General features: G+C 69.1%; 23 protein-coding genes, 1 tRNA gene and 1 pseudogene. 12 read left to right on the top strand and 13 right to left on the bottom strand.

Annotated features, from left to right (window positions below; genetic code table 11):
* The first annotated feature begins 54 nt into the window (after positions 1-54).
* The 3 genes from AB0E63_RS03315 (at position 55) to AB0E63_RS03305 (ending at position 2,130) form a co-directional block, all read left to right on the top strand.
* The gene (locus AB0E63_RS03315; protein WP_360360582.1) at positions 55-1,023 is read left to right on the top strand and encodes a YafY family protein; all 969 of its coding nucleotides are present in this window, start codon (positions 55-57) and stop codon (positions 1,021-1,023) included.
* A 212-nt stretch (positions 1,024-1,235) separates the two neighbouring features.
* A complete protein-coding gene (locus AB0E63_RS03310; protein ID WP_360360579.1) occupies positions 1,236-1,550 on the top strand; it encodes a cupin domain-containing protein in 315 nt (104 codons plus the stop codon).
* A 61-nt stretch (positions 1,551-1,611) separates the two neighbouring features.
* Positions 1,612-2,130 carry a hypothetical protein gene (locus AB0E63_RS03305; RefSeq protein WP_360360576.1) on the top strand — a complete coding sequence of 173 codons (519 nt, stop codon included), beginning with the start codon at positions 1,612-1,614 and terminating at the stop codon, positions 2,128-2,130.
* A gap of 147 nt (positions 2,131-2,277) precedes the next feature.
* On the opposite strand, the gene AB0E63_RS03300 is transcribed toward AB0E63_RS03305, so the two are convergent.
* Together AB0E63_RS03300 and AB0E63_RS03295 are read right to left on the bottom strand one after the other, a co-directional pair.
* On the bottom strand, positions 2,278-2,541 hold the full coding sequence (locus AB0E63_RS03300) for a hypothetical protein (protein ID WP_360360574.1): 264 nt from the start codon (positions 2,539-2,541) through the stop codon (positions 2,278-2,280).
* A gap of 516 nt (positions 2,542-3,057) precedes the next feature.
* Positions 3,058-3,143: transfer RNA gene (locus AB0E63_RS03295), tRNA-Leu, on the bottom strand.
* 152 nt (positions 3,144-3,295) lie between these two features.
* Here AB0E63_RS03295 and AB0E63_RS03290 point away from each other — a divergent pair.
* Together AB0E63_RS03290 and AB0E63_RS03285 are read left to right on the top strand one after the other, a co-directional pair.
* Positions 3,296-4,105 carry a maleylpyruvate isomerase family mycothiol-dependent enzyme gene (locus tag AB0E63_RS03290; RefSeq protein ID WP_360360571.1) on the top strand — a complete coding sequence of 270 codons (810 nt, stop codon included), beginning with the start codon at positions 3,296-3,298 and terminating at the stop codon, positions 4,103-4,105.
* An 8-nt stretch (positions 4,106-4,113) separates the two neighbouring features.
* Positions 4,114-4,602 (top strand): VOC family protein, encoded by a 489-nt coding sequence (locus AB0E63_RS03285; RefSeq protein ID WP_360360568.1) that lies wholly within the window; start codon positions 4,114-4,116, stop codon positions 4,600-4,602.
* Here the strand turns inward: AB0E63_RS03285 and AB0E63_RS03280 are convergent.
* From AB0E63_RS03280 to AB0E63_RS03270, 3 genes are read right to left on the bottom strand one after another with little or no spacing between them, the layout of a single operon-like run.
* Positions 4,570-5,265: an endonuclease V gene (locus tag AB0E63_RS03280; protein WP_360360565.1), complete on the bottom strand. Its 696-nt coding sequence runs from the start codon at positions 5,263-5,265 to the stop codon at positions 4,570-4,572. The two genes, AB0E63_RS03285 and AB0E63_RS03280, sit on opposite strands and share 33 nt — an antisense overlap.
* A complete protein-coding gene (locus AB0E63_RS03275; RefSeq protein WP_360360563.1) occupies positions 5,262-5,891 on the bottom strand; it encodes a hydrolase in 630 nt (209 codons plus the stop codon). Before AB0E63_RS03275 ends, AB0E63_RS03280 begins: the two co-directional genes overlap by 4 nt.
* Positions 5,888-6,139: a hypothetical protein gene (locus tag AB0E63_RS03270; protein WP_360360560.1), complete on the bottom strand. Its 252-nt coding sequence runs from the start codon at positions 6,137-6,139 to the stop codon at positions 5,888-5,890. Before AB0E63_RS03270 ends, AB0E63_RS03275 begins: the two co-directional genes overlap by 4 nt.
* Positions 6,140-6,249: 110 nt before the next feature.
* Between AB0E63_RS03270 and AB0E63_RS03265 the strand changes: the two genes are divergently transcribed.
* From AB0E63_RS03265 to AB0E63_RS03250, 4 genes are read left to right on the top strand one after another with little or no spacing between them, the layout of a single operon-like run.
* Complete coding sequence (locus tag AB0E63_RS03265; protein WP_360360557.1) at positions 6,250-6,909, top strand: hypothetical protein; 660 nt, start codon at positions 6,250-6,252, stop codon at positions 6,907-6,909.
* An 8-nt stretch (positions 6,910-6,917) separates the two neighbouring features.
* Positions 6,918-7,466: a DUF6529 family protein gene (locus AB0E63_RS03260; RefSeq protein WP_360360554.1), complete on the top strand. Its 549-nt coding sequence runs from the start codon at positions 6,918-6,920 to the stop codon at positions 7,464-7,466.
* Positions 7,467-7,477: 11 nt separating this feature from the next.
* A complete protein-coding gene (locus tag AB0E63_RS03255) occupies positions 7,478-7,873 on the top strand; it encodes a Rieske (2Fe-2S) protein (RefSeq protein WP_360360551.1) in 396 nt (131 codons plus the stop codon).
* Between the two features lie 38 nt (positions 7,874-7,911).
* The gene (locus AB0E63_RS03250) at positions 7,912-9,243 is read left to right on the top strand and encodes a M20/M25/M40 family metallo-hydrolase (RefSeq protein WP_360360548.1); all 1,332 of its coding nucleotides are present in this window, start codon (positions 7,912-7,914) and stop codon (positions 9,241-9,243) included.
* Positions 9,244-9,285: 42 nt separating this feature from the next.
* On the opposite strand, the gene AB0E63_RS03245 is transcribed toward AB0E63_RS03250, so the two are convergent.
* On the bottom strand, positions 9,286-13,479 hold the full coding sequence (locus tag AB0E63_RS03245) for a hypothetical protein (RefSeq protein ID WP_360360546.1): 4,194 nt from the start codon (positions 13,477-13,479) through the stop codon (positions 9,286-9,288).
* A 216-nt stretch (positions 13,480-13,695) separates the two neighbouring features.
* Here AB0E63_RS03245 and AB0E63_RS03240 point away from each other — a divergent pair, with 216 nt between their 5' ends.
* Positions 13,696-14,691 carry a helix-turn-helix domain-containing protein gene (locus AB0E63_RS03240; RefSeq protein ID WP_360360543.1) on the top strand — a complete coding sequence of 332 codons (996 nt, stop codon included), beginning with the start codon at positions 13,696-13,698 and terminating at the stop codon, positions 14,689-14,691.
* Positions 14,692-14,705: 14 nt separating this feature from the next.
* Here AB0E63_RS03240 and AB0E63_RS03235 read toward each other — a convergent pair whose 3' ends face one another.
* The 4 genes and pseudogenes from AB0E63_RS03235 to AB0E63_RS03220 form a co-directional block, all read right to left on the bottom strand.
* A complete protein-coding gene (locus tag AB0E63_RS03235; protein WP_360360540.1) occupies positions 14,706-17,156 on the bottom strand; it encodes a glycosyl hydrolase in 2,451 nt (816 codons plus the stop codon).
* Positions 17,157-17,203: 47 nt separating this feature from the next.
* Positions 17,204-17,344 carry a lysoplasmalogenase family protein gene (locus AB0E63_RS03230; RefSeq protein WP_360360986.1) on the bottom strand — a complete coding sequence of 47 codons (141 nt, stop codon included), beginning with the start codon at positions 17,342-17,344 and terminating at the stop codon, positions 17,204-17,206.
* Positions 17,345-17,414: 70 nt separating this feature from the next.
* A pseudogene (locus tag AB0E63_RS03225) lies at positions 17,415-17,831 on the bottom strand (lysoplasmalogenase family protein); the annotation flags it as partial.
* 42 nt (positions 17,832-17,873) lie between these two features.
* Positions 17,874-18,734, bottom strand: coding sequence for a LysR family transcriptional regulator (locus AB0E63_RS03220; protein WP_360360537.1), 861 nt, complete (start codon positions 18,732-18,734; stop codon positions 17,874-17,876).
* A gap of 73 nt (positions 18,735-18,807) precedes the next feature.
* On the opposite strand from AB0E63_RS03220, the gene AB0E63_RS03215 reads away from it, so the two are divergent.
* Positions 18,808-20,013, top strand: a complete 1,206-nt coding sequence (locus AB0E63_RS03215; RefSeq protein ID WP_360360534.1) for an MFS transporter — start codon at positions 18,808-18,810, stop codon at positions 20,011-20,013.
* Positions 19,973-20,713, top strand: coding sequence for an N-acetyltransferase (locus tag AB0E63_RS03210; RefSeq protein WP_360360531.1), 741 nt, complete (start codon positions 19,973-19,975; stop codon positions 20,711-20,713). The genes AB0E63_RS03215 and AB0E63_RS03210 overlap by 41 nt, the downstream gene beginning before the upstream one ends.
* Here AB0E63_RS03210 and AB0E63_RS03205 read toward each other — a convergent pair.
* Genes AB0E63_RS03205 through AB0E63_RS03195 form a run of 3 tightly spaced genes read right to left on the bottom strand, consistent with a single transcriptional unit; the run spans position 20,710 to position 22,797 of the window.
* Positions 20,710-21,528, bottom strand: coding sequence for an ABC transporter permease (locus tag AB0E63_RS03205; RefSeq protein ID WP_360360528.1), 819 nt, complete (start codon positions 21,526-21,528; stop codon positions 20,710-20,712). The genes AB0E63_RS03210 and AB0E63_RS03205 overlap by 4 nt on opposite strands.
* Complete coding sequence (locus AB0E63_RS03200; RefSeq protein WP_360360525.1) at positions 21,488-22,315, bottom strand: ATP-binding cassette domain-containing protein; 828 nt, start codon at positions 22,313-22,315, stop codon at positions 21,488-21,490. Before AB0E63_RS03200 ends, AB0E63_RS03205 begins: the two co-directional genes overlap by 41 nt.
* Positions 22,312-22,797 carry a MarR family transcriptional regulator gene (locus AB0E63_RS03195; RefSeq protein WP_360360522.1) on the bottom strand — a complete coding sequence of 162 codons (486 nt, stop codon included), beginning with the start codon at positions 22,795-22,797 and terminating at the stop codon, positions 22,312-22,314. The genes AB0E63_RS03200 and AB0E63_RS03195 overlap by 4 nt, the downstream gene beginning before the upstream one ends.
* Between the last annotated feature and the right edge of the window lie 97 nt (positions 22,798-22,894).

Genomic DNA, 22,894 nt, shown 5'->3' with positions numbered 1-22,894 from the left:
CTCTAGAATCGAAACAGGACAGCTTCGGTCCTCTTTCGGTGACAGAATTCAGTCATGCTGGAGACCTCCGGAAGACTGCTCAAGCTGCTGGGGCTGCTGCAGTCGCAGCGGGACTGGACCGGCGAGCAGCTCGCGGAGCGGCTCGGCGTCACAGTGCGCACGGTGCGCCGCGACGTCGACAAGCTCCGCGGCCTCGGCTATCCGGTGAACGCGACGCTCGGCGTTGCCGGCGGATACCGGTTGGGTGCGGGTGCGCAACTGCCGCCGCTGTTGTTGGACGACGACGAGGCCGTGGCGGTCGCGGTCGGTCTGCGCACAGCCGCCGGTGGCACTGTGGCGGGCATCGCGGACACGTCGCTGCGGGCGCTGGCCAAGCTCGAGCAGGTGTTGCCGTCGCGACTTCGGCACCGGGTGAGCGCCCTGCAGCAGATGACCGTTCCGCTGGCGGGTGGCGCGCCCACCGTCGACCCGGAAATACTGACCGCGGTCGCTGCGGTCTGCCGGGACCATCAGCGGCTGCGCTTCGACTACCGGGACAAGGCCGCTACGTCGACCATCCGCACCACCGAGCCGCACCGGCTCGTCCACACCGGCCGCCGTTGGTATCTCGTTGCCTGGGATCTCGATCGTGACGACTGGCGCACCTTCCGCGTCGACCGGATGTCTCCGCGTGTCCCGGTCGGCCCGCGCTTCGCGCCCCGCGAGTTGTCCGACGAGGATGTCGCGCGACTCACGTCGACGAGTATCTCGACGTCGGTCTACCGCGTTCACGGCCGCTTCGTCCTGCACGCCCCGGCGAAGGAGGTGCAGGAGGTGGTTCCGCCGACCGCGGGTGTGGTGGAGCCGATCGACGACCGCACCTGCCGCCTGATCGTCGGCTCGCCCTCCCTCGAACAACTGGCGGTCTGGGTCGCACTGCTCGGCTTCGACTTCGACATCGAGGAACCGGCGGACCTGCACGACATCATCGGCCCCATCGCCACCCGCCTCACTCGAGCATCAACGGCCCATCTGAGGCGCTGACCCCGCCAGCCGGCTCGGCCGCGAAGCCGAGGCGCCATGACGAGTACTTCGGGCACCAGTCGAGGACGCGTCGCGTGCCGCGTGGAGTCTCCAGCAGCAAGGGTGTGACAAGCCACCAGGTACGCGCGGAGTCGTCCCATGAGTCGCGATCACTGTCGACAGGCCGCCGCGTTACCAGCGTCTGCGATGATCGGATGATGGATGTTGCGTCGATGAACGATATGGCCGCTGACCAGCTCGGGAAGGCAGTGTCCGCGGAGAGTGGGCGCAGCTCGGTGACGGTCTACGGCAGGCTTGGTGCTCGGCTCCGGCAGACGCTGACGGCTCTTGCCGCGGGCAGGGTGATGGGCGAGCACAAGAGTCCGGGGGACGCTTCCCTGCTGTGCCTGCAGGGTCGGATTGTGGTCCATGCCGGGGACGCGGCAGCGGAGCTCGGTCCAGGTGATCTGGTCGCCGTGCCGCCGCAACGCCATGACGTCGAGGCCCTGGGGCCGTCCGTCATGTTACTCACCGTTGCCTTGCACTGATCGCGGGGGAGATGCGTCGTGTGTCTTCCGCAGGCTGTGCGGGGCCGGGCAGACTGACTGCATGCGGTACGTCGAGTTGCGCCGGCACACCGACAACGATGGCGATCGCCTGACGCCGAGGGGCGTGGCGGATGCCGAGGCGATCGGTGGCCGGCTGCGGCCGCCGTATGCGGCGTTCGTCTCGACCGGCGCGGTTCGATGCACGGAGATGCTGAAGATTCTGCGGGCCGCTGCCGATCAGGACGAGGTACCCATCGCAGACGCGATCGGGTTGCGGTCCTCGGTCGAGGACCGATGGCGCTATGCCGCCAAGACTGCCGGAAAGGGCGCGGATGTCGAGGCCATCCGGGAGGTCGATCCGGAGTTGGTCGAGCGGGAGTCGTGGTTGCTGGGTACAGCGCTGCGGCAAGTGGTGGACGCACTTCCAGAGGGCGGCCGGGCTCTCGTGGTCGGGCACAGCCCCACGAATGAGGCTGCAGTGTTGGGATTGACCGGTCGAGCGATGCCTCCGTTGGGTAAGGGCGAAGGAATCCTGTTGATCCAGGACAGCGGGAGCTACCGGATCGAACCACTCACCTGAGAATCAACTCCGGCGAACGACAAGTGCCGCCGAGCCGCCTTCACCGAGCCGGGGGGTGGGCTTCGAGGTGAAGGCGACGCTTTCAGCGTAGGTGCGTTTCCCTGATAGACGACAAGACGCTGGATAACGATTTCACACGCAGCTACGTCAACGCATCAGGCCGAGCTTCCGCCGCTGTGCACCGACCACCCAGCGGGTCAGCCGGAACCGGTGCATCGCCGCCTCGCCTGTCCGAGATGCCTCGATGCCGGATACGTCGCCTCTAGCCGGACGTGCTGCCCGGTTCGCGTCGTTGTCGTGGAGGAACCGGTTGGGGTCGCCGCCGGCGCTGGCGGCGGAGGCTAGCCAGGCGTGGAGTCCGTCGGGATCTCGGCGTTCGAGCACATCGAGGCAGCGCTGGCGAATCATCACGATGCGGAGGCGACCGGTCGGGGATGTCTGCGTGCTCAGGTGCTGTGGCTCCCGCTGGTGCTCGGTGCGGCCTCACCGCCCGCGGTGCGCTGGTATGCAAGGCGACTGGGGCTGACTCGAGCCGCGGAGGACGGAGCGGCTGCTTCTACGGCCGAGTTGTGCCGACAGTGGCGGGACAGGTTCGACGCCCTCAGACTGGCGACGACGCCGGCGGCGCGGCTGCGGATCGTCATGGCGTGTGAACGCTGCCTGGACGAGCTCGAACGGCGTGATCCTGACGGGCTTCACGCTTGGCTCGAGTCGTCCGCAAGTCCGGCAGGCGATCCCACCCGATACCTGAACCGGCCACGACATAGCGCCGTCACAAGACTGATCATCGTGAACGCGACCAGAGCGGCCGACGCGAGGACGAGCGTGGCCGACGAAGGATCGGTGCGCTGAATCACTGGATGTCCAGAGTGAGCTGGCGACGATGGAAGTCTCCATCAGGCCTACCCCGCGTGTGGTTAGCATGTGTGTCCGAGGGGGGACTTGAACCCCCACGCCCCGTAAAGGGCACTAGCACCTCAAGCTAGCGCGTCTGCCTATTCCGCCACCCGGACGAGTGGTCTGACCGCCTCAGCGGTGCTGACCGGAGAACAGTAGCAAAGATCAAGGGTGGAATTCACATCGGGTGGCTGGGGTGGTGACGCGCGGGTGGCGGGGGCGTAGTTTGAAATTCAAGTGCTTGTCGGCGGGTGGGAGGTGAGTGGGCGTGAGCGAGTGGAACGGCATGTCCTTCGAGGGTAAGGAGACGATGCTCGGGGTGGTTCGGCAGGAGGCCGGGCGGTTCTTCGAGCTGGTGGACGCCGACGACGTCTGGGAGGCGCCGACCGGTGCCGGGCACTGGCAGGTGCGGGACGTGGTGGCGCACATTACGGACACCACTGAGGCGTACTTCGTAGCCTTCGACGCAGCTCGGGGCGGCGAGGACGTGCCGCCGGCGTACGGGCTGCCGGGGATGGCGGAGCGGGTGGACAAGCAGGCGCTGGCGCTGCGGAACGTGCCGCGGGCCGAGCTGGTCGAGCGGCTGCGGGTGGACTTCGACAAGATGATGGGGATCTTCGACGCGCTGGGCCCGGAGGAGTGGGGCGGGTTCAATGTCCCGCACTTCTACATGGGGCCGCTGCCGTCGTTCTTCTTCCCGGCGTTCCAGTTGATGGACTACGGCGTCCACTCCTGGGACATCCGGCAGGGGACCGGCCGGGCGCACGGGCTGTCGGGTGACGCCGCGGATCTGCTGGTGCCGTTCATGTTCGTGCTGTGGAAGTACACCACCGGCGCCAAGGATCCGTGTGAGCTCGGAATCCGGATCACCAGCGGCCCGAACGCGGGGGACACCCTGGTGCGGGTCGGCGCGGACGGCATGGATTACGAACCCGGTGAGATCACGGGGCTGCCGACCGTACTCGAGTTCGACCCGGGCAGTTTCGTCCTGACCGCGTTCGGCCGGAGCAACGCCGGTACGATCCGGGGCGATCGCGCTGTAGCCGACCGCTATCTCAACCTGTTCTTCCGGATCTGAGGGGACCCATGACGGATATCGACCTGCCCGCGATCGAGGCCGAGCGTGACCGGATCAGAACGACGTACCTCAAACCGGGCGGGACCAGTTCCGCACGGGGGCTGCACCACACCGCGCTCCTGTGTGCGGACGTCGAGCGCACCATCAAGTTCTACCAAGGCGTCCTCGAGTTCCCGCTGACGGAGATCGTCGGGAACCGGGACTACGAGGGTTCGAACCACTTCTTCTTCGACATCGGCAACGGCAACCTGCTCGCGTTCTTCGACTTCCCCGGCCTGGACCTCGGTCCGTACGCCGAAGTCCTGGGCGGACTGCACCACATGGCGATCTCGGTGGAGCCGGCCAAGTGGCAGCAACTGAAGAAGAACCTCGACGAGGCCGGTGTCGAGTACCTGGAGGAGAGCGGTACGTCGATCTACTTCCGCGACCCCGATGGCGCCAGGATCGAGCTGATCGCCGACCCATTAGGCGAGATGTACGGCCTGAAGGTGCTCTGACCCGCGGGCGCGACGGGCGGCCCGGCGGGCCGCCCGCAACGGCTGGGGAGTCCGATGTCCGTCGAGCGACCCCGAGACGATCCGGATCGCTGTGGCCAGGTCGGTCCGCCAGCCCGGGTGCACCACGACCGGACGGGTGCCTTGCCGGGTGCGGAGCCAGGCCGCGACCTGGTCGGTGCCGATCGTCAACGGTGCGGTCGCGCCACGCTCATCGGCCGGCCAATCTCCGGAGGCGATCAACGGGCGGTGCGTGACGCCGACGGTCGGGAGGTCCAGAACGGCGCCAAGGTGCAACGCCAGCCCGGCGCGTTGTGGGTGATCGCGTCCGGTGGCGTCGACGAGCAGTACGGCGGGACTGGGCCGGAGACGTCGTACGACGTCCTCCCACAGCGGGCCTAGTCGGATGGCCAGCAGTCCGGGAAGGTAAGGACCCGCGACGCGGCCGGTCACCAGCTCCTGTGTGACGACCCGATGGTGATCCAGGACGAGCGCGGCGGCCCAAGCGCGGTCGCCGGCCGAGCCCGGACCCGCCAAGCCGCGCGGGAAACAGGCCCAGACTCCGCCGATCAGGAACCGGTCCGGTGGAGTCCACGGTGTGGGGTGCGCGCCGGCGAGCTGTTGCTGCAGCGAGATCAGTTCGGCGGGTTCGGTCGGCCAGGTCATAGGTGGGTGCGGAACCAGTCGCGGGCCAGTTCGGCCACCCGTTCGAGGGCGCCGGGTTCGGTGAAGAGATGGGTGGCGTCGGCAACGATCTCGAGGTCTTCGGCACAGCGAAGGCGGCGTCGGGCGTCACGATTGAAGCCGAGTACGTCGGTGTCCAGTTCGCCGACGATGAGGAGAGTGGGTGCCGTCACGTCGGCAAGTCGAGCGCCGGCCAGGTCGACTCGTCCGCCTCGGGAGACCACCGCACGCACGTCGTCGGAACCGCTACCCGCCGACCACAACGCGGCAGCACCGCCTGTACTCGCGCCGAAGTAGCCGACCGCGAGGCTGTCCAGGCCGGGACGCCGGCCGGCCCACTCGTGGGCAGCCGTCAAACGCTCGGCCAGCAGCGGGATGTCGAAGACGTTCCGCCGATCCCGGGCCTCCGCCGGCGACAACAGGTCGAACAGCAGGGTCGCGATGCCGGCCCGGTTGAGGACATCGGCGACGTACTTGTTCCGGGGACTGTGACGGCTGCTGTCGCTGCCGTGGGCGAAGATGACCAGACCGGCTGCCGGGGCCGGCACGGCCAGATCCCCTGGCAGTTGCGCATCGCGGGCGTCGACGACGACGTGTTCAGTCTTCATCGGCCCGGGGCTGAACGGTGTCCGTCGGCCGGAGGCTCGCCGGCGGGGTGCTCCACGAGGGCGATCACCCGGGCGGAGAGGAAGCGGGCGGTGCGGATCGGCGTACCGGACCGGGTCACCTCGACGACCTCGATCACGTTGCGGCTGGTGGTGACGTCGACCCGGCGTCCCGCCTTGGTCGCCGCGATCTCGTACACCGAGGCGCCGTTGCCGGTGTCGACGACGATCTCGACCCGATCGCCCTTCATACACCCAACGTACCCGTCCGATCCGGATCCGCACCGGGGCCGGGCTCAGCCGTTGACCGGGTGCGCGGTGGGCGAGATCCTCGTGTCAATGCGCTCCGGGGGGAGACGAGATGGGGCAACGGAGTCCGTTGGTGACGCTCGCGGCCACGGCCGTGGGTCTCGTTGCCCTGCTCGTGGTGAACAGCACCCAGACCGGGACCCCGACAGAGACCGCGGCCGCGACCCCTACGTCGGCACCGACCACAGCGCCGCCGACCACGGAGGCGCCGCCCACAACAGAACCTCCAACCAGTGAGCCGACGCCAACGCCGACGAAACAACTGACGGCCACGTACGTCGGGAAGACGACGGAGCGTGAGGCCACGGTTGCCATTGCGGTCAAGGGTGAGCAGGCCGTCGCGTACGTCTGCGACGGCCGCCGCCTGGAGGCCTGGCTGACGGGGACGGTTGCTGACGGGGAGATCGCACTGCGATCCCGGACTGGTGAACGGCTGGCCGCCACCATCGATGCGCAGACGGCGACCGGATCGCTGAGCCTTGACGGACGCACCCTGCGGTTCGCTATCGACCTCGCTGGGCCGCCGGCCGGGCTCTACCGATCGTCGGGCAGCGGCAGGACCATCGGGTGGATCGTCCTGCCCGACGGCAGCCAGGTCGGGGTCGACAACGACGGCTCACCCGCCCCTGCCCCGCAACTCGATCCGTCCACTGGTTTCGCCACCGGCGTACCGGACCCGGCGCGGTCGATCAACGGCGACGAGACCTTCTGAGGAGAGCTATGACCACGGTGCCGGTCCACCAGGTGAGCAGGGTCGCGATTCCGCTCTCGGTCGGCGCCCTCGTCGCCGTCGCGCTGGGCGTCTACGGCCGGCTCCACGATCCCACCGGCGTCGCCATCAACATCGCGGGCTTCTCGAGCTTCCAGTCGGTCAAGAGCTGGCTGGCGACCGTCGCCCTCGTGCTCGCGCTGGTTCAGATCGTGACAGCAGGGGCGTTGATGGGACATCTCCGCGGCCTGTCCGGACGATCCTGGGTCGGCCCGGTGCACCGCTGGTCGGGCCGCGCGGCCATCGCGGTCACGCTCCCCGTGGTCGCGCACTGCCTGTACGCGCTGGGCTTCCAGTACGGCGAACCGCGCGTACTGATCCATTCACTCCTCGGCTGCTTCTTCTATGGCGCGTTCGTCGCGAAGATGCTCACGTTGAGTCGTACGGACGCGCCGTCCTGGCTGCTGCCAGTCGTGGGCGGCGCGGTATTCACCGGCCTGGTCGGTCTATGGCTGACCTCGTCGCTCTGGTTCTTCAACACATTCGGCGTGATCAGGTGAAAGGACGAGCCATGAACGAACCCGCTCGCCGCACCGTCCTTGCCGCCGTACTCGGCGTCACTGTGGCCGGTTGCTCCACGTACGGCGAACCCGAGAACACGCCGGCCTCGGCACCGGCCAACGCCGTGCTCGGGAAGACCGAGGAGATCCCGGTCGGCGGCGGAAAGATCTTCGCGCCGAACGAGGTGGTCGTCACCCAGCCGGTCAAGGGCACGTTCAAGGCGTTCAGCTCGATCTGCACGCATCTGGGATGCCCGGTCGCGTCGGTCGCGAACGGCACCATCAACTGCGACTGCCACGGCAGCAAGTACGCGATCGCCACCGGCGCCGTGGTCGACGGTCCGGCCCCGAGACCCCTCCCGCCGAAGCAGATCACCGTGTCGGGCGACTCGATCACCCTGACCTGACTCGGTTCCGGACGGCCCGGTGGGGGAGGATGGGCCGCATGACTACACCGACCCCCAGCGGCCGTACGGCGTACACCCCCGACGCCGAGGTGGTGGAGCTCTGTAGCGAGCTGATCCGGATCGACACCACGAACTACGGCAACGGCAGGAGTAACGGTGAGCGGGTGGCCGCCGAGTACGTCGCGGCCAAGCTGGACGAGGTCGGGATCGAGTCCACGATCTACGAGTCGGAGCCGGGCCGGGCGACCCTGGTCGCGCACTGGGAGGGCGAGGACCAGAGCGCCGATCCGCTGCTCGTGCACGGCCACCTGGACGTCGTACCGGCGGATCCGAAGGACTGGAAGGTCGACCCGTTCGCGGGTGAGATCTTCGACGGCTGCGTCTGGGGTCGCGGCGCGGTCGACATGAAGGACTTCGACGCGATGGTGCTGTCGGTGGTCCGGGCCCGGCAGCGGGCCGGTGTGAAGCCGCGGCGACCGGTCCGGCTCGTCTTCACCGCCGACGAGGAGGCCGGCGGTGTGTACGGCGCACAGTGGCTGATCAACAACCACCCGGACACCGTCGCCGACTGCACCGAGGGGATCGGCGAGGTCGGCGGGTTCTCGATCACGGTCAAGGACGACCTGCGGCTGTACCTGATCGAGACCGCCGAGAAGGGCATGAACTGGATGCGGCTCAAGGCCCGCGGTACGGCGGGGCACGGGTCGATGGTGAACACGGACAACGCGGTCACGAACCTGGTCGAGGCGGTCACCCGGATCGGCCGGCACGAGTGGCCGCTGCGGATCACGCCGACGGTCCGGGAGTTCCTGAAGACGCTGGAGGACGTGCTCGAGATCGAGCTCGACCCCGACGACATGACCACGACGCTGACGAAGCTGGGCAGCTTCAGCCGGATGTTCGGCGCGACGATCCGCAACAGCTCCAACCCGACGATGCTGAACGCCGGCTACAAGGTGAACGTGATCCCGGGTGACGCGGAGGCGCACATCGACGGCCGGTTCCTGCCGGGGTACGAGGACGAGTTCTTCGCGACCATCGACGAGCTGATCGGCGACAAGGTGCGGCGCGAGACGGTGGTCGAGGACATCGCGCTGGAGACCGAGTTCAGCGGCGGCCTGGTCGAGGCGATGAAGGCCTGCCTCGCGGCCGAGGACCCGCAGAGCCGGACCGCGCCGCTGCTCATGTCGGGCGGCACCGACGCCAAGTCGTGGAGCCGGCTGGGCGTGCGCTGCTTCGGGTTCGTGCCGCTGCAGCTGCCTCCGGATCTCGACTTCATGGGCATGTTCCACGGCATCGACGAGCGCGTTCCCACGAGTTCTCTGGAGTTCGGCTCGCGCGTCCTGGACCGCTTCCTCGATCAGGCCTGACCACGGGATGGGGAGCGCCGCTCCCCATCCCGAGGGTGGTTACTAGTAGGAGAACTGCTGGATCTGCGTGCCGTCCGGGCTGTACGTCCAGGCCGTCCGGGTCGCCGGATCGAGTTGGAGCGACGTGTCCTGTACGCCGTGCAGGAGCAGGCCGCCCCGGTTCGTGACGATGATCCCGTTCAGGGTGCGGATGACCTGTCCGGTGGTGAGATCGACCACCGCCACCTGGCTGGTCGCGTTGTTGTCGGAGATGACGCCCTGCTGGGAACCGAAGTACACGGTCCCCTCGGGAGCCGCGAACGACACCAGGGCGAGGTGGTGGACGCTGTCCAGAGCGAGCGATGTCGGCGCGCCCTTGCGCAGGGCGAACCCGGCACCGGTGGTCTGCGTGGCCTCGTCGTACGGCGTGAGCGTGGCAGTGGGCGCGATCTTGGTGCTGACCGAGCCGGCCGCCAGGTTGTAGAGCGTGCCCGCGCCGTCCGAGGCGATGCCGTGGCCGCAAGCCGACACCGACTCCGCGGTGGTCACCGTCCTGGCGTCGAGGTCCACCTTGGCCGGCGCGACACCGCCGAGGCAGAGGATCGCGCTGCCGATCTTGCTCAGGAACACACTGCCGGTGGACTGGTCGACGGCCAGCAGGCTGTAGGTCCCGGCCGTGACCTCACCGTTGCCATCAGCAACGATCGGGCTTCCGGCGGCGCCGTCGGCGAGATCGATCGGGATCACCGAGTCGATGTTGCCGGTGATGGCGCGAACCAGGACCGCGGCCCGGTTGCGCTTCGCGTCGACCCGTCCGGCGACGACCCGGTACTCCGTGGCCCGGAGGACCGAACTGCCGACCAGCGTGCCGGTCGCCGTGTCCCAGGTCTCCAGCTGGACGTCGCCCGTTGCCTGGGCCGCGTGGGCGAGCAGCGCCCGGTGCGAATCCGGGGCGACGCCGATCACGTGGTAGTCGGAGCCGGTGCCGGAGTCGGAGGTCAGCGCCGCGCCGTACGTGCCGGTTGCGGTGGAGTAGTGCCGAACCTCGCTGCCGCCGGTGGTGGTGCGCAGGGCGGCGATCGAGTCGTTGCCGGCGGCGACGAAGCTCAGCAGCGTGTCGCCGTCGGGTGCGGTGCCGTCGTCGACGACCAGGTTGGAGACTGGTGAGGCCTGGCCGACGACGTGCTGCCGGTTGTCGAGGGCAAGGATCCGGACACTGTAGTTCGCGGACGTGGCCAGGCCGAGCGACAGCGCGTCGAGCCGGACGGTGCCCGAGGTGCCGGACAGTGTCCTGGTCGCGGTCGACGGGCTGTTCACGCCATCGTCGTCCGGTGCGGATCCGTTGCCGTTGGTGAACGTGTTCAGCGAGCCGAAGAGCGTCGGGGCCGGCGCGGAGAACTCGACGAGCGCCGACTTCGCACCGGGGATGCCGCGTACGTCGTAGCGCAGCTCGAAGCCCGGCGTGGTGCGGGTGACCTCGGCGGTGTGTCGGTCAGCGCCCTTCTTCAGACCGTCCTGGAGGGCGGCGGCCCCGACGATGGTCGGTGCGTCCGGTCGGGTGGCCTCGGATCCACCGGCGATCCGGATCGGAGCGAACTCGCCGTAGCTGGTGAAGGCGGGGTTGCCGCCGAAACCGGACTGGGCGATGCCGATGCCATAGATCCCGCCTCCGCCCTGGAACGCGTCAGCTGGGATGGTGACGGTGCCGGTGGACGCGGTGAGGGGCTGGTGCCAGGCCGCTGAGAAGATCGGGCCGAGGACCGGATTCCAGTGGCCGACGGTGGATACGACCAACTCGGGGGCGGTTGCGGTGGTGACACCGGTGAGGTCGTACGACACGGTGACCGGGCGCCCTGCCTGGGCAGTCGCCGGGGCGAGCGGCGCGGTGGACTCGACGTACCGGCCATCGCTCGGGCCGATGATCAGGGTGCGGTGCACGGTGGCCTGTGCCTTGCCGTCGATCAGCAGTTGGAAGGTGTAGTCGACGCTGCGGTCGGTGGTGGAGACCAGCGCGAGCCCTGCCGACGACAAGAGCTGACGGGGCGTCACCCGGATCGACGGGGTGTCGGAGGAGAACGTGACCGGATGCTCGGTGCCGAGGGTGAGGGTGTACCGGGGCGTGGTGTTTCCGGGCAGTCCCGTGACGTCGGCGGCGAAGGTCACGGGGCCGACCAGGCCTTCGCCGTTGCCGCCGGAGGCCATGTCACCGAGGTCGATCCGGTCCTGGTCGGTGGTCTCCAGGAAGGTGCCGCCGAGGCTGCCCACAGTGACTCGGTGGGCGACAGACAGCCGCGCGATCGACGGGTGGGCGCTCTTCAGTTTGCCGCCCAGCGCCGTCTCGGTCGCGGCGGTCACGTCGATCTGTGGCCCGACGTGCAGCGTTCGGTCGATCTGCGGCGGAGTCTGGACCGCGCGGCCGGTCTCCTTCAGCAGATCCCGGACCTGTTGAGGGCTCAGTCGATGGCCGGCCAGCCGACCTGCCTGGAGCACAACCGCAGCGGCCGCGGCGATCTCGGGCGCGGATGCCGACGTACCACCGTTGAACACCGGAGTGACGGCTTGTGCGCTGTCGCCCTGGGAGTGCTGGAAGGCGATGATGTTGTCACTGGGAGCGGACAGGTCCACCCGGCTGCCGAAGCCGGAGGAGAAGCTGCCGAAGCCGCTGATCCGGGTCTCTGCGTAGGTGCCGATCTGCGATCCGCCGGCGTTCGCCGGCACCGCGAGCGTGTCGTCCAATGTGGTGCCGCCAGCGGCAATGGCGCCGCTGTCGGGTACCTGGGACGGCGTGGTGGTCAGCGAGACATCGTCGATCGTGGTGGCGGAGGCGGTGTTCGCGGCCTTGTCGGTCGGGGTGCTGCCACCGTCGGGGCCGACCGCGGCCGGGGTGTAGAGCCGGGTGCCGTCGTTCGAGGAGATCGCGACGACGATGCCGTCCTGCTTGACGATCGAGGCGACCACGGACCGGACGTACGGGTCGTCCTCCAGGTAGCGGCCCGGGAACCCGACCGAATCGGTGCCGAAGCCGAGGCTCGCGGTGATGACGCTGGGGCGCGGTGTCTGGTGGGCGGCGGCCAGCAGCGCGCCGGCGATCTGCTTGATCGTCGGCTCCTGCGGCACCACCAGCCGGTACTCGGCGCCGGGCGCGATCCCGAGCAGGTCGGTGTAGCCGCTCCCGGTGGCGCCGTCGCGCTGACGATCGTGGGGCAGCGGGGCCATCACACTGAAGTCGAGGAGCACCTCGCCGAGCGCGGGATCCTGGTTCTTGGTCGAGCCGGCCGGGTCGAGCGAACCGTCGGCGCCGGCGACGTACGTCGGGATCAGCGGCATCGACGGCAGATCGAGGTAGCGGCGGCCGTCCTTCAGGACCGTGGTCGGGCCGTAGCCCTTGACGTAGTCGTCCCCGGCGTCGGCCATCGACTGGTCGGTGAGGTCACCGATGGACACGTTGGTGATGATCTCGCCGGTGCCGGGTTGCTGGCCGTAGCCGTCCTGAAGGGTGGTGAAGGCGCCGATCGCGTTCACCCCACCGGCGTTGAGGAAGGCCTGGGCGGAGTTCGACACGGCGTAGTTCGACGGCACGCCAGCCGGGTTGTTCCCCGCGGGGGCCTTCGCGGCCGGCGGTGCCGTGGCGAGGGACTTCGCGGCGGCGGGCAGGGGCTGGGGGCCGGCGTTCATGGTGTTCACGTAGCGGTCCGGTTCGGCGTACGCGACTCCGGAGGTGCCCTGGAGGGCGCTGGCAACGGCCGCCGAGTCCTTCTCCGTCACGTTGACGACGTAGGTCCGTGACAGGTCAGGTACATCGGTGCCCAGTTGGCCGCGTGCCGACTCGGTCAGCGAGCTCGCGGCAGTCGTGGAGAGCGTCGGGAACAGCGGGTGTAGGGAGGTGGCACCGACCGAGCGCAGCTTTGCGTCGAGCGCCTTGTCGCTGGTCTGCGGGCCCCGGGCGGCCAGCCTGCTCTGGGCCTTTCCGGGGAGTGCGGGTCCGGTCACCGAGGTGTCCTGGTTCAGTGTGACCAGCACCTGGCCCGGCACCACTCCTTGCCGCTGGGCAGGTGGCTTGGCGGCGCCTCTGGTCGAGCCGTCCAGTGGGGTTGCGCCGATGGGCAGTGGACCGGCACCGCCGGGCGCGGCCTCGGTGGCCGCGACGGCGGCTGACTGGGAGGCGGATGCGGTGCCGGAGGTGACGGCGGCGGTCACGCTCGCCAGGGCGAGAACTGCGGCGCCGAGCCGTCGGTACCGCAGACGAAGGTGATGCATGGGCAGGCCTTTCGGGCAGGACACAGCAGGCAGCCGGGGGGAGCGGCTGCCAGTGGGGGTCGACGGGGCGGGCGTGGACGGGGCGGGCGTGGACGGGGCGAATGATCCGCCTGTCACTGATGGAGGATGTCAACGCAGACAGCAACGGCACAAGGCATGCTGGTGGCCGAAGTACGCCGGGTGGCGGAGAGTCGCCACCGGCTTGGCGGAGGATTCATGAAACTCGACGTGCTGGGACTCACGGGCGAAACAGAGCACGTATATACCGCCTTGGTCGGGCAGCCGCGGTGCACGGCTTCGGAGCTGGCCGAGACGTGCGGACTGACCGCGGCGGGTGTCGGGCGGCTGCTGTCCGCCCTGGTCAAGGACGGCCTCGCAGCCCGGACCGCCGGACGGCCGCCGCGCTTCTCGGCCACGGTCCCCGACGTCGCGGTGACCGCGCTGATCGACGAGCAGCAGCATCGCCTGGACGAAGCGCGCTCCGTGGTCCACCAGTTGATGGAGACGTATCGCGAGGCGGCCCGGATCACGCATCCCGAGATGGCGGTCGAACTGCTCACCGACCGCGATGACATCAGCTCGGCGGTGGGAAGGCTGACGGCTGACGCTCGCCGCGAGGTCCGTGCGTTCGACCGGCCGCCGTACGTCGACCGGCCGGGGTCCAACCTCGATCTGCAGATCCAGCGACAGCGCAGCGGCGTGGTCCACCGGGTGATCTACAGCCAGGAGGCGGTGGCCTGGCCGGGGCGGATGAACTCCGACATCGGACCCAGTATCAGAGCGGGGGAGAAGGCGCGGGTACGCCCCGAGTTGCCGCTGAAGCTGGTGATCAGCGACAACCGGGTGGCCATCATCCCCTTCAGCCTCGCGGCCGGCGGCCAGTCGGCGGCCTACCTCATCCAGCCGTCGCCGATGCTCGTTGCACTGGAGTCCCTGTTCGAAGCCGAATGGGAACGGGCGGTCGTCCTGTCAGACCTACGGCCACACCCCGCCCACGGCGCGACGCTGGGCGCCGGGTCCGGCGAACCGGATGCTGACACTCGGTGCCTGTTGACTCTGCTTGCCTCCGGCCTCACGGATGCGGCGATCGCCCGCTCACAGGGCTGGAGTGAGCGGACGACGCAACGGCGTATCCACCGGCTGATGCATGAGCTCGGCGCCTCGACCCGCTTCCAGGCCAGCCTCACTGCAGCGCGCCGCGGCTGGCTGTGAGGCCGTGGATCGGTTCAGGCCTGACGCTGGAGGACCACCACCGGCGGGTTGAACAGGCCTGAGTTCAGGAAGTCGGCGGCGTTCTCGATGTTCTGCATGTCGAATCGGTGGCCGTATTGGGCGGTCACCGATTCGACCAGCGGCTCGAGGTGTTCATCGGCTGCCAGAGCGTTGGCCAAGGTGTTGTGGACGACGATGCGCAGCGCGTTGGGCCCGGGCTTCGCCGCGTGCGTCAGATCGAGGCGGTACGGCGGCGCCCAGAGCGCACCGCACGGGACGCCGTTGAGCCAGACCTCCGCGGCGACTCCGATCGGCGGCACGAGCAACGCCCGGTAGGAGTTGTCCGGCAGGTAGCTCTCGATTCCGGCCGGTACGGCGTCACCCACGCCGAAGTCGAGCAGCACGCGCGTGGTCGCGTCGAGCTGCGGAATGTCGATCTCGGTCTCGTAGACCGCGGATCCCGAGTACGTCGCTCGCGCGGGATCGTCCTCCCATCGGTGCGGAAGGGTCACGGGCGTGGTCTCGCCGTCGAAGTCGACCACCCACGCCCCTCCAGCCGAGCCGACCGTCACCTCCTCCACCGCAGTGCGTTCTACCGACGAGCTGCCCGGGACGAGGACGGTCGCCTCGTAGGCATGCAAGGTCACCTCCGAGCCGTCGACGACCGCGACCGCGCCGGTTGACGGATCCCACTGCTCCACCGGCCCGTCGCAGCGGACTGTCCGCGTCTCGTTGCCGGTGTTCGCGACGAAGTACACGTCCCCGTCGGCCAGTCGCCGGTGCACCACCCCGACGTCGGCCGGCGCTGTCACGGGTGCGGCCGGGAGTACCGCCGACGGATCGCTGACCACCGAGCCACCGGCCGCGCGGACCGCATCCAGCCAGCGTGTAGTTGCCTCCGGCATCGTGGCCGCATCGGCCACGACGACCAGCGGCACCTCGGCCGGATCGAGCGCAGCCAGAGCGTCGTCGTCGATCAGGTCGAAGTCGAGTCCCGCCGACCGGATGATCCGCGGGATCTCGTCACCGATCAGCCGTCGTACGACGCGGTAGAGGTTGAGTGACCCGCCGACGTCGCCACGCATGGCGGCGTACGCGTCGGAGGCCGGCACGTAGACCTTGACCGGGCGGACCGGGGTTCCCTGCTGCAGCAACCAGGACAGGCGGTGCAGGTAGCCGAAGAGATCCGTTGCCATCGGCCACCAAGGGTTGCGGTCGTCCAGCGCGCCGGCGGCGTAGAAGATCCAGCCGAGCCCGGGTCCGCCGGACGGCGAGTACGGCCAGCCGTGCCCGATCAGCTGATTCACCCCGGACAGGAAGTGCTCGTGCGCTTCACCTTTGAGATCGAGTGGGGTCGCACGGAACGACGGCGAGTGGACCCAGGTCCAGGCCTCCGCCGACACGACCGAGCGGCCATGGATGCTCGCGGCCGAGGACGCCCACCGCGTCTCCGGGATGCTCGTCCACCCCCAGCCCTCGCCCTCGAAGAGGTCGGCGAAGCGGTAGCTGCTCATCGTCGCCGGCGGCTCGCCGTAGCTCTGGATCCGGAACGGTACGCCGTGGCCGGACGCCCAGCGCTGGAAGACGGCGACGAAGTTCTCCTCGTACAGCTCCGACAACGTCCGGTGGAAGTCGATGCGCAGCTGCCTCGAGCCGGGCGTGTCGACGAGCAACTCGTACAGACGCGGCCGGAGTTCGTAGCCCCGCCGGCGGCCGAACTCCTCGAGGATGCCAGGCGTCCAGTCGGCCCGGTAGACCTCGAGGCTGTCGCAGAACACCGAGCCGACCAGCTCCGGAGTGGCCGCCATCAGCAGCGGCTCTGCGACGCACCTGATGTGTTCTACCGCCGCGGCCGCCGAGTAGTGGTCGAGCGCCGGTCCCTCGGCGCCGGCCGCGGCCCGCTTGACGTTCTGGCCCGTCAACCGCGAGTACGCGAGCAGCACCTCGCGCGGCCCGTTCCCTTGCGGGACCCGGATCCTGCCGTCGGTCACCGGAACCTCGACGTACGTCGAGGGCACGCCGGAGGACCCTTCGCCCACGAACGCGGCGACCAGCTCGTCTCCCGGCCAGGCCTCCACCACGGGGACGTCGTACGCCTGGAGAGCGATCTCTCGCCGTTCCCAGCAGAGCCTGCGCGCGGCCAGGTCCGGTCCGATGTGACCGCCGCCGAACGACCAGCCGCTGCCGAGCGTCAGATCGAAGCGCAGCCCCAGGTCGCGGGCCGAGCGAGCGGCGTGCCGGACGTCGCCGAGGAACTTGTCCGAGCCGAACGGCGTGTCGACCGGACTCAGGGGATAGACGAAGGCGACCTCGACGCCACCGAGCCCGGCGGCGGCCATCGCCTGCAGTTGGCGGTCGAGCTCATGCCGGTCCACCGACGGCCCGAACCACCACCACCGCATCATCGGCCGCCCCTCGGGCGGCGGAGTCCGGAACTGGTTGCGTACCTCGTTCACGGTCGGCATGCGACCAGCCCACGTGATCCCGGATCAGAGGTCAACGCCGGTGACCACTACCGGTCAGGATCGGCTCGCGATGCGGTCACCCCGGACGTGAGCAGGTACTGGCCGACGGCGTACGTCGCCATCGTGAGCGCACCGCGGCCCGGGAAGTCGCGGCCGGCCATGCGCAGCGCGATCAGGGCGTCGGAGATCAGGAAAAGGGTGCCGCCGAGCCCGCTCCGCGGGTTGTGCCAGCGGGAGGCGATCGCTTGTTGCCGTCAGCAACAAGGCGTAGGCGGCGACGGGGACCCGCTGACTGCCCAAGCCCGGTGCGAGGACCGCGATCAGGGCCGCCCAGAGAGCGCTGTACGCGGCCAGGACACGCCACGAGCGTTCTGCGGGGTTGGCGAGGTAGACGGCGAGGTAGCAGGCGTGGGCCGCGGCGAAGGCGGCGATGCCGGCCAGTTGGAGGTCGGTCTCGAGGAGCAGGTCACCGGCGGCTGATGCCAGCAGCGCGGCCTGGAGGAGTGGTGGTGCGTCTTGCGTCCGCGACCACGACCACAGCAATGGCATCAGTGACACCTTGCTGGCTTGCTTGAGGATGTTGACGTCGAAGGCAACGGCTGCCACTTGCACGACCGTCGTACCCCAGAACGCCGTCAACAGCCGTCGCCCGCCCGCCAACCGCCCCAGGTTCATGGGGCCGAGTGTGCCGTACCTCGGGTCGCGGCTCACCGGTGTTCACGACAAGTTCAACGTGGTGCGGAGTTGGGGGAGGTGGCGGAGGAGGGGTTTGGGCGGCGTCGGGGTCGTGACGACGGAGAGGGTGAGGCGGTAGCGGAAGGGGGCGGCGATGAGGTGCTCGCCGGGGCGGAGCTCGGTGGCGAGCGCGCTGCGGGGGATCAGGGCCAGGTGGGCGCGGCGGCGGGCCATGGCGACCGTGGTGCTGAGGGTGACGCCTCGGCGCGGGATAGCGCCGAGCGCGACCAGCCGGGCGTGGATGTCCTCGCTACCGCGGTCGTACGTCGAGTATGCGATCGGCCGGTCCTTCAACGGCTGCCGGCCGCGACCTGGTGGGCGAGCGCCGGGTGGCACGAAGAGAACGAGTTCGTCGTGGCCGACGCGGCGGGCGATGGTGCCGCGAGGCAGGCTCATCTGCTCGGCGATCGCGATGAAGGCGGCGTCCATGGTGCCTTCCGCGACGCGTTCGACCAGGAACTGACCATGGTCGACCTGTTGCTGGATGTCCAGGTCGGGCAGGTCGGCGTCCAGGATCGGGAACAGGATCGGTGCCAGGCTGGAGAAGGTGCCGACGACGAGTTGCCGTCCGGTGGCGGCCGCGCGGGTGGCGCCGTACACCTCCTCGAGGTGGCCGAGGATGTGGTCGGCCCGGCGGCTGAGCTCGGCGCCGGCCGGGGTCGGGCGGGCGCCGCGGGTGTCGCGTTCGAACAGTTTGGCGCCGCAGGCGCGTTCCAGCCGGGCCAGCCGCTGAGAGGCGGACGGTTGGGAGATGCGCAGCTCGCGGGCGGCGGTGCCGACGGCGCCCGTCCGGGTGACGGCCTGGACCAGCCGCAGATCATCGACCGACGGTAATGAGGGCATAGGTTCAGCCTATGGCCACCGCCAAACGTTTGCCGGCTACCTGGACGACCTGAAAACTCGAAGAATCAAAGGCATGAGAGCGAGGTTCGAAGCGCTGGCGCTGCTGGCCGGCGGGGGAGTGGCGGACTTCGCGCTCCGGATCACGCAGGTTGCGCTGCCACTGGTGATCTTGCGAGAGACGGGGTCGGTCGCCGCGACCGGACTGGTCGGTGGTGCGGCCGGCGTACCGGTGCTGCTGTCGCCGTGGTGGGCGCGGAAGGCCCGCCAGTGGGTGGACTCGGGACCGCGGTTGGCGATCGTCGCGATGGTGTCAGCGATGGCTTTGGCATTGGTGCCCGCGGCTGCCGCACTCGGGCTGCTCACACCGGAGGTACTGGTGGCCGGCGGGCTGCTACTGGGCTGCGGTGATGCGTTGTCCACCCCGGGCCGGTCGGCGCTGTTGGCTGATACGGGAGACCGGTGGGGCGAGGGCAAGGCCGTCGTACTGCTCACCTGGCAGGACGGTCTGCGCAGAATCGGCATGATGATCGGACCGGCCATCGGCGCGCTGGCGGTTTCCACCGGCCTCACCAACGGCCTGCTCTGGATCGAGGCGGCCGCTGTGTTCGCCGCCGGTCTTCTGGCGTGCAGCGTGCGGGCCGAGCGAGCGCCCGACGGTCCGGCGCCACCCTCGATCCGGGCGAGTCTCGCAGGACGTCGCGACGTGCTCTACGGCTGGATCGTCCGCGGCACCGGCTGCGTGACGTGGTTCGCGTTCACGCTGGGGTTGTCGATCATCGGGGAGGAGCGCGGCCGGCCCGGCATCTACCTGGCTGCCGGCATGACCGGGTACGGCGTGGGTTCGGTCATCGGCACCGCGATCTCGCTGGCGGTGGTACGGCGTACCAAGCCGGTGCCGCTCGCGTCCGTTGCGTGGGCCTGCATGGGGCTGTGCTGGATCGGGATGGGTCTGTCGACCACGCCGGCGGTCGTCGCCGTGATGGGTGCGGTGTCGGGACTGACCGTCGTACTGGGGATCGCCGCGATCTCTGTCGTGATCACCCGGTCGTCGGTCGGGGCTGAGCGGCGGGCGCTGTTGTCGGGTCAGAGTGTCGTGGTGAGCGCGGGGAGTTCCGCGGGGATGCTGGCCGGTGGACCGATCATCGCGGCGGCCGGCGCCGAGCTCACCCTGGTCGGAGCGGGGGTGATTACCACGCTTGTCGCCGTACTGGTCCTGGTTCAGTGCCAGACTGCGAGGCATGTCCGAGATCGTGATCACCACGTTGGCCGAGCGGCCTGAGTACTTGGAGCGGATGTACGAGTTCGCCGACGCATGGCCGGAGTTCATGCACAACGATCCGATCGGCAACGCGTTCATGGGTCAGGTGCCGGTCCAGTTTCCCGACCAGTGCGTGGTCGCGACCGAGGACGGTGAGTTGGTCGCGCACGGCCGGAGCATTCCGTTCGTCTTTCCGGACGAGAACCGTACGGAGCTCCCGACCGGCGGCTGGGACCGCGTCCTGCACTGGGGCTTCTGGGACCTGCGCAACGGCCGTCAGCCGAATGTGTCGAGTGCCCTGGAGATCCTGATCCGCCCGAGCCACCTCGGCCGTGGTCTGTCTCACGAGATGCTCGCCGCCATGCGTGCCGCGGTGAAGGCCAAGGGCCACGAGACCCTGTACGCGCCGGTCCGCCCGAACGGCAAGACCGACGCGAACCAGCCGATGACGGAGTACATCAATCAACTCAGAGACGACGGCCTCCCAACCGATCCCTGGCTACGAGTCCACCTCAAGGCAGGCGGCAAGATCATCCAGATCGCACCACGCTCGATGGTCATCGCAGGCACCCTGGCCGAGTGGCGCGAATGGACCGGCCTCCCCTTCGACACCACCGGCGATGTCATCGTCCCCAAGGCCCTGGTCCCGGTCCACTGCGACGTACGCCACGACCACGCCGTCTATGTAGAACCCAACATCTGGATCCGCCACGACCTCTAACGGGCGAGGCGGCCCATCAGGGATGCGGCTGCGCAGATGCCGGCTATGGCGGCGACGGTGAGGACTCCGAAGTCGAGCCAGTAGTTCGTGGGTTGGCCGATGAGGAGGCCGCGGAGGGCGCTGACCTCGTAGGTGAGGGGATTGACGTGGCTGATGACTCGGAGCCACTCGGGCATCAGGCTGACGGGGTACAACGCGTTGGACGCGAAGAAGAGTGGCATGGTGATCGCCTGGCCGATGCCCATCAGGCGGTCGCGTCGCAGGACCAGGCCGGCGATCGTCATCGACAGGCACGAGAAGAACGCCGCACCGAGGACGACGACCACGAGCACGGCCAGCAGTTTGAGCGGGTTCCACGTCATGCTGACGCCGAGCAGTGCGGCGACGATGATGACCACGATCGCCTGCGAGATCGTCCGTACGCCGGCCGCGAACGCCTTGCCGGCTACCAGCGCCGAGCGCGGGCTTGGCGTGACGAGGAGCTTGGTGAGGATCCCCGCGTCGCGTTCCCAGATGATCTGGATGCCGTAGAAGATCGCCACGAACAGCGCGGACTGCGCGATGATGCCCGGCGCGAGATAGTCCAGGTACGGAACGTCGCCGGTGGGGATCGCCCGGATCCGGCTGAACGTCTGGCCGAAGATGACCAGCCACAGGATCGGCTGGATCGCGCGGGTGATCAGCTCTGTCCGGTCGTGCCGCAGCTTCTGCAACTCGACCAGGCAGAACGTTCCGATCCGCGAGAGCAGCCGGACGGCGGCCCGGGGCCTGGACTCAGCCCATGCGCTGGGCGGTGCGACGGGTGCCACGGACATCGCGCAGGCCTCCCTTCTCGGCAGCGGCGAGACTCTCGCCGGTGTGGTGGCGGAACACGTCTTCGAGGCTGGCCTCGGGTCCGAGCTCGGCCTTGAGATCGTCCGGCGAACCGACCGCGCGCAACCGGCCCTCGTGCATCAGGGCGACCCGATCGCACAGCAGATCGGCCTCCTCCATGTAGTGCGTGGTCAGCAGCACGGTCATCCCGTACCGCTCCTGCATGTCCTGAACACGCGCCCAGACCGAGTCGCGAGCGACCGGGTCGAGGCCGACCGTTGGCTCGTCCAGCACCAGCAGAGCCGGCCGGTTGACCAGCGCCTGGGCCAGCTCCAGGCGGCGCACCATGCCACCGGAGTACGTCGACGCGAGCCGATCGGCGGCGTCGGTCAGGTCGACGATCTCGAGCACCTCGGCGACCCGAGCAGCCCGCTCCCGACGCGGTACGTCGAACAGCCGCGCGAACCATGACACGTTCTCCCGGGCGGTCAGCGCCCCCTCGATCGACAGCTGCTGCGGGACGTAACCGAGCATCCGTCGTACCGCCATCGCGTCGGTGTGGACATTCAGCCCGAACACCCGGACCGTGCCGGACTGCGGTGGGTAGAGGGTGTTGAGGACGCGCAGCGTGGTGGTCTTGCCGGCGCCGTTCGGACCGAGCAGGCCGAAACACTCGCCTGGCGAGACGGATAGGTCCAGATTGTCGACGGCAAGATGGTCGCCGAACCGATGGGTCAAGCCGTCGATCCGGACGGCCGGGACTGACTCGGGCGCTGCGTCCGCACTCATCCTCGCTCCTTTCCTTGCTGGACCAGGGCACGTTCGTCTTGCTGCGGGTGCAACCGCTCCGCGAGCACGCCGAGAACCGGCAAAGCGGCTCGCAGTGCCTCACGTTCGTCCCGCTCGAGGCCGTCGAGCGCCTCGGTGACGAGCGCCGTACGGCGGTCGCGCCAAGCCTCGACCTGTTCACGGGCCGGCTCGGTCAACGTCAGCCGGGCGACACGCCGGTCGGACTCGTCCGGGGCGCGCACCAGGAGCCCGCGCTCGATCAGCTGGCCGACCAGCGTCGACACCGTGTTCGCGACCAGGCCCAGCTCGGCGGCGGCCTCGGTCACCGAGATGCCTGGGTTGCGGCGGACTGTCCGGACCAGCTCGGCCTGCGAGCCGGTCAGCGTCGACAGCGGCGCGGGCCGGCCCGCGGATCGGCGGAGGTGACGACGCACCAGGCCGATGGCGGCCAGCAGCTCCTCCGCGAGGACGTCGGTGCTCATGCTGATCAGAATACCTCTGTCGCAGAGATATTTCAGCGAAACCCCAACTAGAGCGAAACCCCAACTAGTAGGGGTACGCCGGGGAGCCGGGCCGTCG

This window comes from Kribbella sp. NPDC026596 (assembly GCF_040638415.1).
Lineage (GTDB): Bacteria > Actinomycetota > Actinomycetes > Propionibacteriales > Kribbellaceae > Kribbella.
The sequence above is the reverse complement of the archived record's forward strand: the minus strand, read 5'-3'. Positions and strand labels throughout refer to the sequence as shown.